This is a genomic window from Petrocella sp., assembly GCF_059865615.1.
This window is the reverse complement of the sequence record NZ_JCBCDA010000023.1, coordinates 1-9,965: the sequence shown is the minus strand read 5'-3', so window position 1 is coordinate 9,965 and position 9,965 is coordinate 1. Positions and strand designations below refer to the sequence as shown.

The 9,965-nt window shown below is 37.4% G+C and carries 8 protein-coding genes; all 8 read left to right on the top strand.

Features of this window, described 5'->3' with window-relative positions; translation table 11 throughout:
* Positions 1-150: 150 nt before the first annotated feature.
* A complete protein-coding gene (locus AC6F8J_RS02620; protein ID WP_500720754.1) occupies positions 151-534 on the top strand; it encodes a Rid family detoxifying hydrolase in 384 nt (127 codons plus the stop codon).
* A gap of 141 nt (positions 535-675) precedes the next feature.
* Complete coding sequence (locus AC6F8J_RS02615) at positions 676-1,452, top strand: ATP-binding cassette domain-containing protein (RefSeq protein ID WP_500720752.1); 777 nt, start codon at positions 676-678, stop codon at positions 1,450-1,452.
* Positions 1,452-2,669 carry an ABC transporter permease subunit gene (locus AC6F8J_RS02610; RefSeq protein ID WP_500720750.1) on the top strand — a complete coding sequence of 406 codons (1,218 nt, stop codon included), beginning with the start codon at positions 1,452-1,454 and terminating at the stop codon, positions 2,667-2,669. Before AC6F8J_RS02615 ends, AC6F8J_RS02610 begins: the two co-directional genes overlap by 1 nt.
* A 9-nt stretch (positions 2,670-2,678) precedes the next feature.
* The gene (manA, locus tag AC6F8J_RS02605) at positions 2,679-3,713 is read left to right on the top strand and encodes a mannose-6-phosphate isomerase, class I (protein WP_500720748.1); all 1,035 of its coding nucleotides are present in this window, start codon (positions 2,679-2,681) and stop codon (positions 3,711-3,713) included.
* 12 nt (positions 3,714-3,725) lie between these two features.
* Positions 3,726-5,066 (top strand): CCA tRNA nucleotidyltransferase, encoded by a 1,341-nt coding sequence (locus tag AC6F8J_RS02600; RefSeq protein ID WP_500720746.1) that lies wholly within the window; start codon positions 3,726-3,728, stop codon positions 5,064-5,066.
* Between the two features lie 3 nt (positions 5,067-5,069).
* Positions 5,070-6,755 carry an O-antigen ligase family protein gene (locus tag AC6F8J_RS02595; protein WP_500720744.1) on the top strand — a complete coding sequence of 562 codons (1,686 nt, stop codon included), beginning with the start codon at positions 5,070-5,072 and terminating at the stop codon, positions 6,753-6,755.
* Positions 6,756-6,796: 41 nt separating this feature from the next.
* On the top strand, positions 6,797-8,101 hold the full coding sequence (locus AC6F8J_RS02590) for a hypothetical protein (RefSeq protein WP_500720742.1): 1,305 nt from the start codon (positions 6,797-6,799) through the stop codon (positions 8,099-8,101).
* A gap of 127 nt (positions 8,102-8,228) precedes the next feature.
* Positions 8,229-9,965, top strand: a complete 1,737-nt coding sequence (locus tag AC6F8J_RS02585; RefSeq protein ID WP_500720740.1) for a phospho-sugar mutase — start codon at positions 8,229-8,231, stop codon at positions 9,963-9,965.

Below are 9,965 nucleotides of genomic sequence, written 5' to 3'. Positions count from 1 at the left end.
AAACTATATAGTTGAACTTTTGCATACAATATATAGTTATGAATGCATCAACGTAATCTATATATTGTATGTGAATTTAGTGAAACTTAGTTTTGACCCTTTAACCAACCATAATAAAACAAAGTAAAAAACATTTAAGGAGTGGCTATGATGAATAAAAAAAATATTACAACAAATCAAGCACCGGCGGCTATAGGACCTTATTCTCAAGGGATTGTAGCAAATAATCTTCTTTTTACATCAGGGCAGTTACCGATTGACATCAAAACAGGGATGATGCCAACGACCATAGAGGAACAAACAAAAGCATCGTTAACAAATGTAAAAGCGATTGTTGAAGCGGCTAAATCTAATATGAAGGATGTCATTAAAGTGATGGTCTTTCTAAAGGATATGAATGATTTTGCGGCCATGAATCAAATCTATGAGACGTTTTTTGAAGCACCCTATCCATCAAGAAGCTGTGTTGAGGTTGCAAGATTACCGAAAGATGCAAGTATTGAGATTGAAGCCATAGTTCAAGTTAAGAGTTAGTAAGATTGAAGGGTTAAACCCAAATCATAGCGTTTTAACTTTAGTATGGTCAAAGGTCAAAACTAAGTTCAATCATATCGTTTTGATGCCTTAACTTTAGTATATATGAACCAACTTGAGTAAATAGAGGAAGGAAATAATATGATAGAAGTTACTAATTTTACAAAAATATATCGCTTGACCAAGAAACAAATGAAAGAACAAAAAGTTCAGAACCACAAAAAAATTGCTGTAGACAATATTTCTTTTACAGCAAAAAAAGGTGAAATATTTGGTTTACTTGGGCCAAATGGTGCAGGAAAGACCACGACCCTAAGAACAATTGCAACCTTATTAAAGCCGACAATGGGGCAAATCAGTGTTGAAGGTTATGATGTGGTGAAGGACGCTAAGGCGGTTCGTAGCAGTATTGGGTTTTTAACCAACGAACTTAAGATGGAAACCCATTTTACGCCAGATTATACCATGAAATTTTTCGGACAGCTTCATGGCCTTGATCTTGAGTCAATCAAATCCAGAACAACTGAATTATTTGATTATTTTGGCATAACCGAATTCAGAAATAAAAAAATAGGAGAGCTATCTACAGGCATGACACAAAAATTAGCGATTGCCGTTAGTTTGGTTCATAATCCGGAAGTCATTATTTTTGATGAGCCAACCAATGGTCTTGATATTATTACGGCCAAAGCGGTTACCGAATATCTTCAAGGGCTAAAAGAGAAAGGGAAATTGATTATTATATCCACACATATCATGACAGTAGCAGAAAAGCTGTGTGATCGGGTGGCGGTTATCATTAATGGGAAAAAAGTGGCCGATGGGGATATTGCTTCCATAACGTTAATGACAGGTACTAGCAATCTTGAGGACGCGTTTTTTGCCTTATACAAAGACAATGTTAAGGAGGTGTTGTAATGCTTTGGGTAATAGTAAAAAAAGAATTGAAGCGGGTCTTTTCAGACCGAAGATTGGTCTTTTCTGCCTTTATCCTACCGGCGGTGGGTATTTATATTTTATACTCTTTAATGGGAACGATGATGGGAGAGATGTTTGAAGATAGGGACCAGCATCAATCCATCATTCATGTCTATGAAGCACCAGCATCTTTTATAGAGTATTATGATAACCATAAAGACAATCTTGGTATGAAGATGACCTTTAATCAAGAAGATTTTGAGGCCGATCTTATTGGCGTTAAAGACGGCGACATCGATCTTGTGGTTATGTTTGAAGAAGGTTTTGATCAAAAAATCAAGGATTATCAAAGTTTAGAGCAAGTGCCTGAAGTTAAGACCTATTACAATCCCTCAGAAGATTATTCCTACCCGGCAAGAAATAGGTTCGTCATGCAGCTATTACAGGGATATGAACTTGCCATGTTAGGAGAAAGATTTGGCAATGAAAATTATGCCAAAGCTTTTGTGGTGGATGCGACCAATGATGAAAGTGAAGTCATGGATGAGTCTAAAGCAATGGGTATTGGTCTTTCAATGATATTACCGATGTTGATTGCTATACTATTATTTGCCGGTGCCATGGGTATCGGATTGGATACCATAGCAGGTGAAAAAGAAAGAGGTACTATGGCAACCTTACTTATGACACCGGTCAATAGAGAAACCATTGCCATGGGTAAACTAATCGGTCTTGCGATTGTTGCCTTTGTGAGTGCTGCGTGTTCTTTTATAGCCATTATGGCTTCCTTGCCAAACGTAGGTGGTATGCTGTCAGGCGGTAGAGATATTTCAATTACATCATTATCATTTACGGTTTTCCAATATGTACAGTTATTAATTATTATGCTGGTATTGGTGGGCATGTATGTGGGGCTTATATGTATTACTTCAGTAAGGGCAAAGTCTATTAAAGAAGCCGGCACTTATGTATCACCTATTTATATGATTGTCATGTTTGCATCTTTTTCAACCATGTTTACTACCGGTGAGCCTGCTGTTATTCAATTCGCCATACCGATATTGGGGAATGTGCTTGCCATAAAGCGATTATTTATGTTCCAACTTGGTTTGGATGCGTTTTTGCTGTCTACGATTGTATCTGTTCTGATTACAGGGATATTGATTCTTATGATTACAAGATCCTTTAATAATGAAAAAGTTATGTTGAATGCATAAGGAGGCACTATGGGACCATTGTTATTGGAACCGGATCTAAAAGAACGGGTCTGGGGCGGAGAAAAACTGAAAAATCTTTATGGTAAAAAAACCCCATTTAAGTATACAGGAGAAAGCTGGGAGGTTGCTTGTCATGAACACGGCGCTTCTATCATTGGGGCAGGACCTTATAAAGGCCTGACACTATGTGCACTATTACAGACCCATGGCCATCAAATACTCGGTGAAGGTTATGAAAAAGGGCATAAATTTCCATTATTGGTAAAAATCATTGATGCAAAGGAGGATTTGTCCGTTCAGGTACATCCGGATGATGCCTATGCTAATATTATAGAAAACGGAGAACTTGGAAAATCAGAAGCTTGGGTTATTATGGAAGCAGAAAAAGGCGCCAGGTTGATTATTGGTCTGAAAAAAGGAACAACTCAAGAGGCATTTATGACCGCTCTAAAGGCCAACCAGTTGGAACAAGTACTTAACGAAGTAGAAGTTAAGGCTGGTGATGTCTTTGACATACCTGCTGGCTTAATCCATGCTATAGGAAAAGGCATCTTACTTGCTGAAGTACAGCAAAACTCAGACACCACCTATAGAGTTTACGATTGGAATAGAATAGGCCTTGACGGTCAAAGCAGAGAGCTTCATATAGACAAATCTAAAGAGACCATCGATTTTCTAGATACATATTCAACCCTACCGATTCATGGCTCTATGGTTGTGAGAGAAAACGTCAAACATACTTATTATATCCTGAACCAATATTTTGCTTTAGAGATCATAGAAATGGATGGTTCACTCAAACAACTAAAGGAAAAGGGTTATGAAATCTATATGGTACTTAAAGGTTCCGGCCAATTAGAGGGCAATCATGAGTTGTTAGAAGTTAAGAAAGGGGACAGTTTCCTCATACCTGCAAGCTGTAAAGACTATACTTTCAGTGGGAAAATGAAGCTTCTAAAAACTTATGTACCTATAAGTATTGAAGACACATTAAAAGAGCTTGAAGCAAAAGGAGTACAAAAAGAAGCCATTAGGATCCAATAGAAAAGGTGTTATATGATTAAAAGAGAATTACCCAAAGATGTTCATTATATATTAAAAAAACTGCATTATCATGGACATGAAGCTTTTATTGTTGGTGGATGTGTCAGAGATTTAATGCTTGGGAAAGTGCCTAAGGACTGGGATTTGACCACGTCTGCTGAACCAAGTCAAGTGAAAGCTTTATTTTCAAGAACTGTGGATACAGGTCTAGAACATGGTACGGTTACCATATTAAAAAACAAAGTAGGTTATGAAATCACGACCTACCGTGTAGATGGTAAATATGAAAACCATAGACGGCCCAAGGCGGTTGCATTTACAAAATGTCTAAAAGAAGATCTTAAGCGACGGGATTTCACCATTAACGCTATGGCCTATAACGAAGAATCAGGGTTTATAGACTTGTTTGGCGGGGAAGAAGATCTTAAACTTGGCATCATTCGATGTGTGGGCGACCCGAATGAACGTTTTCATGAAGATGCACTAAGGATGCTTAGAGCCATTCGCTTTGCAGCGCGATTTGGATTTGAGATTGAGTTAGAAACCGGTAGAGCCATTACTTTGCTGTCTAAGCTTATCGAGAAAATAAGTGCTGAAAGAATTAAGATGGAGCTTTCGAAGATTTTATGTTCAAAAAATCCGGACTACATTTCTAAGTTGGTGAACTATGGTTTGATGCTTTATGTCATACCTGAATTTATGCCCTGTGTAAATCTCAGTCAAAACCATTCTTATCATGTTTATAATGTGGATGAACATACGTATAGAGCACTTAAAGAAGTGAAAAGAACGGAAGCTTTAAGATGGTCCATATTTTTACATGATATTGGCAAAGGTTACTCGAAATCAACAGACGATGAGGGTGTGGACCATTTTTATGGCCATTCAAAAATCAGTGTGGAACTGTCAAAAACAATACTCAGTCGTCTCAAATTTGACAATAAAACAAAAAACCACATTCTCAAACTCATTGCCTATCATGATTATCGATTTGAACCGAATGCAAAATCTCTAAGAAAAGCGGTTGCCCATATGGGCGTGGATATGTTCAAAGATTATTTAGCCGTTCAAGAAGCGGATGTTCGGGCTCAAGCACCGGATAAACTTCAGGCAAGATTAGAAGATTTAGACATGAAAAAACAACATTTTCAGATTCTTTTGGCAAGTAATCACTGCTTAACCATACAAGACCTCGATGTCCGTGGTAAGGACCTAATGGACCTAGGTGTTGAAAGAGGTGAGAGAATCGGCATATTGTTAAAAGCACTTTTAGAAATGGTAATAGAAGAACCGGAAATAAATAAAAAAAAGCTACTTCTTGAAAAAGCGAAAAAATTAATACATAAAGGTTAGCCTATGAAAGTCTATTCTATAGCTATATTAATATGGATGACAGTTTTTATGTTTTTACAAGGTCTTTATTTTAATCACGCGCTTATGTTGGCCAATGTGGTCATGATTGTCTTGATGCTTGTAGGGTTATATCATAGAGGAAGTATAACTGTGCCCAAGGATGTAACGATTAAATACTTATTACTATTTTTAGCCATACAAATATTAGCTTTGTTTACTGCTGTCGAAAAAGGCATGCAAGTTTATGGCATTTTTTTAGGCATTCTACTTATCATGGCTTATATTGTAATATATCAAGTTCATGATGAAATCTTCATGAAGAGTTTTAAATGGTTTTTTGTGATGGGTGTAATATTAGGTGGATTAATAGGAATCGCGAGCTATCTGGGTTTAGGAGAGAACCGATTTTCCTATGTCATAAATCAAAGAATGGCTGGTCCGATTCAATATGCCAATACTTGGGCTATTGTTGTATTAGCGGCCATCTTGGTATTTTTAACACTGGCAATGAAGCCATGGCAAAAAGTAATAGGCATGAGTATCTTAGGAACAACATTATTAATGACCATGAGTCGAAGTGTCATTTTAATAGCATGTTTCGTCATGGTGTTTTTAATATTCAGGAAAAAATTACAGTATACCTTTTGGATGGGATTAGGACTTTCTGTCATCATCAACAGGGTACTTATTGCTTTCACTAATCTAGAGCTGGTTTTTAGTAGACTTACGCAAATGACGCCAAAAGTCAGCGAGTGGCAGACACGGTTGTTATATTATGATGATGCTTTACATATGATTGTAGACAGGCCGCTTGGGTATGGAACTTTTGGATATTATTATGCCCAACGTGCGTATCAAACCGGCTCCATGTATCATGTCAGATATGTTCATAGCAGTTTGTTGCAGTCATTCCTAGATATTGGCATGATAGGTGGTATGACATTAGCGGCCTTTATGATCTATATTGTTTTCATTAAGAAATATGATGGCATGAATAAATTGGTGATTATAGTTCTGTTGTTTCATAGTCTAACGGATATCAATCTTCAATTTCCTTATATTTGGTTATTGATATTAATTTTTTCAACGCATAAAGAAGAGGCAGTAAAAAAAGAATACACACTTCCCAAAAACTTCAGTTATTTTTTGTTGTTCATATTGATTTTGCCTTGTATTTATTTTTTGCTTGTTGAAAGCACCTATCAAATGGGTGACTATGAAAAAACATTGAATTTGTATCAAAGTCATACAGAAGGAGCAAGAAAGTATTTACAAGAAGTGGACAATAAAGAACAGCGGTTTACAATATCCCAAAATTTGATTCATAAAAATCCCTATATCATTGAAAGCTATCAGGTTCAAAAAGAGATTGCTATAAAAAATGGGAATTATCCGCTGGCAGTTGAATATGCTAAAATATTGGTGGATCTTAACCCGTTAAATATTAACAGACATGAGGACTATAGCAGTACTATGCTTATGGCCGGCGAGGCGAGTATCCGATGTGGTGATGTTCTTCAAGGGAAAAACTATTTAGAGGCCATTAGAGCGATTCCGGAGGGTTTGGTAATACTTGCAAAAGAAAAGAATACTCATTATAATATAAAACATAAACCCCACTTGGCCATGACGGAAAAGTTGAATCAAGACTACGAAAAAGCGAGTGAATTATTGACGGGGTTGGAATAAAAATGACCTGTTTTATGAGGTGAAATAATAAGAGGTGACAGATGACAGAACGAAAAAGAACGACTGAAAAGAAGAAAAAAGTGGACATTGTATCAAGAATGACGGTAATTGGTATCGTGGCAGTTGTTATATTAATCGTTGGTGTAACAGTTTTAGCGCTTGTATTAGGTGGAAAAGATAAAGAAAAAGACAAGCCAGAAGACGTTGAAACACTTACAGATATTGAAGAAGTAGTGTCGAGTGGACAATACGAAAGAGCTATGGCAGTGGTTAAATATGTGGATAGTGAAAGCGGCAAGCTCATGGTTTATGATATTGAGGCATTAAAAATGATCACTCTAGAGATGGATAGCTCTATCGATATTAAAAATGAGTATGGCACAGATATTGCACTAAGCCAGATTAAGATTGGTGACATGATTGAGACTAAGTATGATACAAAAACATTAAAACCGGAAAATGTAAGAATTACCGCGGTTACATGGCAGAGACGAGATGTCAGCAACATGGTGGTAGATGATGAAAACTTGACTATTAGGATTGGCAACGAGGTATACACTTATACAGAAGAGCTGGTGACCTCTAAGGATGGTTCTCCTTTTGCAATTACTGAACTCAGTACGGCAGATGAAGCAATTGTAAAAGGTTATAAAGATCGAGTATGGAGTATTATTATCATCAATGGCCATGGTACCATCACTTTGGTTAACCATGAAAGCTTCATCGGTGGTCAGATTGAGGTAGGACGAAAAATTAGTAAGTTGGTTGAAGCAGAAATGAACATGCCTATTAGTGCAGGCGTTTATGATGTAATAGTCTCGAAGGACAATATGTCACCATTTGTAAGTCAAGTTATGGTTGAAGAGGGACAAAATGTAACCCTTGACTTGAGTACAGCACAGCCTAAGGTTGGAACGGTTGAGTTTGTGCTTTCTCAGGAAGATGTAAAACTGTATATTGATGATGTATTACTACAGTCTAATGAGCCGAGTATGCTAAGTTTTGGTAATTATAGAGTTCGAGCTGAAAAAGAGAATTTTGAGACTTGGGAAGGTAACCTTATCCTGAACCAAGCATACTTAAGATTCAGGATTGATCTTGAGAGAAAAGCAAGTTTTCTTTTCATACAAGAACCGGCAGGTGCCGAAGCCTATTTGGATGCTGCTTTTATAGGTGTTATCCCAACTTCGACGCCTTATACACCTGGAGACCATACCATTACATTGCGAAGAACAGGTTATGTGACGGCCAGTTTTTCATTTTCTTGGGAGGATGATGGTAAAGATAAGAATCTTGTGTTACCGGAATTAGTACCTTTAGAACCCAATACGTCAGGTGACGAATAAGAGCATTCAAGGATACAATCCTATGAAAAGCTCTTTAAGAGTGAGATACAGATACATAAATGGTTAAGGCGTTAAGGTTTTATTTTGACACGTTGGCCATAAATAAGATTAAAAAGGAGGGCGTAATATGACGTACATGGATTTATATGAATCATGGCTAAAGAACGATTATTTTGATGAGGCAACGAAGGAAGAATTGAGGCAAATCAAAGGTGATGACAAGGAGATACAGGACCGCTTTTATAGGGAACTTGAATTTGGAACCGGAGGGTTAAGAGGTGTCTTAGGCGCTGGAACCAATCGAATGAACATTTATACAGTTAGAAAAGCAACTCAAGGATTGGCTAATTATATTAACCTTAAGAAAGTCAATCAAGAAAACAGTGTTGCCATTGCTTACGACTCAAGACGTATGTCCCCAGAGTTTGCGGACGAAGCAGCATTGGTTTTAGCGGCTAATGGCATCAAAGGTTATGTTTTTGAGTCACTTAGACCGGTTCCCTATTTGTCCTATGCGGTTAGGGAACTTGGTTGTACAGCCGGAATTGTAGTTACAGCTAGTCATAACCCTCCAGAGTACAACGGGTATAAAGCCTATTGGTCAGATGGTGCCCAAGTAACAGAACCTATTGATGGAGAAATTATTGAGCAAGTGAATTTGGTTGAAGGCTATGAATCTGTAAAAATAATGGACAAAAATACGGCGATGGCAAAAGGTTTGTATGAAATAATCGATAAAGCTTTAGATGATCGATATATTGATACTTTGAAAAAATTAATCATCAATCCGGAAGTGATTAAAGCGGAAGCCAATGATTTTACAGTGGTTTATACTCCCTTGCATGGCTCAGGTAATATTCCTGTTAGACGTATTTTGAAAGAAATCGGATTTGAAAACGTATTAGTTGTAAAGGAACAAGAGGAACCGGACGGCAGTTTTCCGACGGTGGATTACCCTAATCCTGAAGATCCAAAAGCTTTTGAATTAGCTCTAAAGCTTGCAAGAGAAAATAATGCAGATGTGGTTATGGCTACAGATCCGGATGCCGATCGACTAGGTGTATTTGCAAAAACAAAAGAAGGTGACTATAAAGCACTTAATGGCAATAATATCGGTATGATTCTAATGTCTTATATCTTAAGCCGTAAAGCTGAACTAGGAATTCTACCTAAAAACAGTGCTGTTGTCGGGACCATTGTTTCTACCTATATGGCGAGGGCTATTGCAGAAGATTATGGGGTAACGTTGTTTGAGACTTTAACCGGTTTTAAATATATCGGTGAAAAGATTAAAGAATTTGAAGCGGATGGAAGCTATGATTTTCAGTTTGGATTTGAAGAAAGCTATGGATGTCTTGTGGGTACCCATTCAAGAGACAAGGATGCTATTGTAGCGGTGATGTGTGTAGCAGAAGCGGCGGCTTATTTCAAATCAAAAGGTAAGACTTTGTATGAAGCACTCATAGATTTATATGAGAAGTATGGTTATTATAAAGAGACTCTTCAGGCGATTACATTAAAAGGTATTGAAGGTATAGAAAAAATCCAACATATTTTGACTTCATTACGAGATAACCCTCCTAAGGTTTTGGGTGGTATTAAAGTGGTGGGTGCCAGAGATTACAATGAAGATACGATTAAGAATCTGGTAACGAATGAAGTGACTTCTACAGGTTTGCCATCTTCGAATGTTTTGTATTATGATTTGGAAGATGGGTCATGGTTCTGCGTCAGACCATCTGGTACTGAGCCGAAGGTGAAGTTTTATTTTGGCGTAAAAGGTAGTACGCAAGTTGAAGCGGATGCTTTGGCTTTGAATCTTGAGACGGCTGTTATGGGTTTGGTGGATGAGATTTTGAAGTAG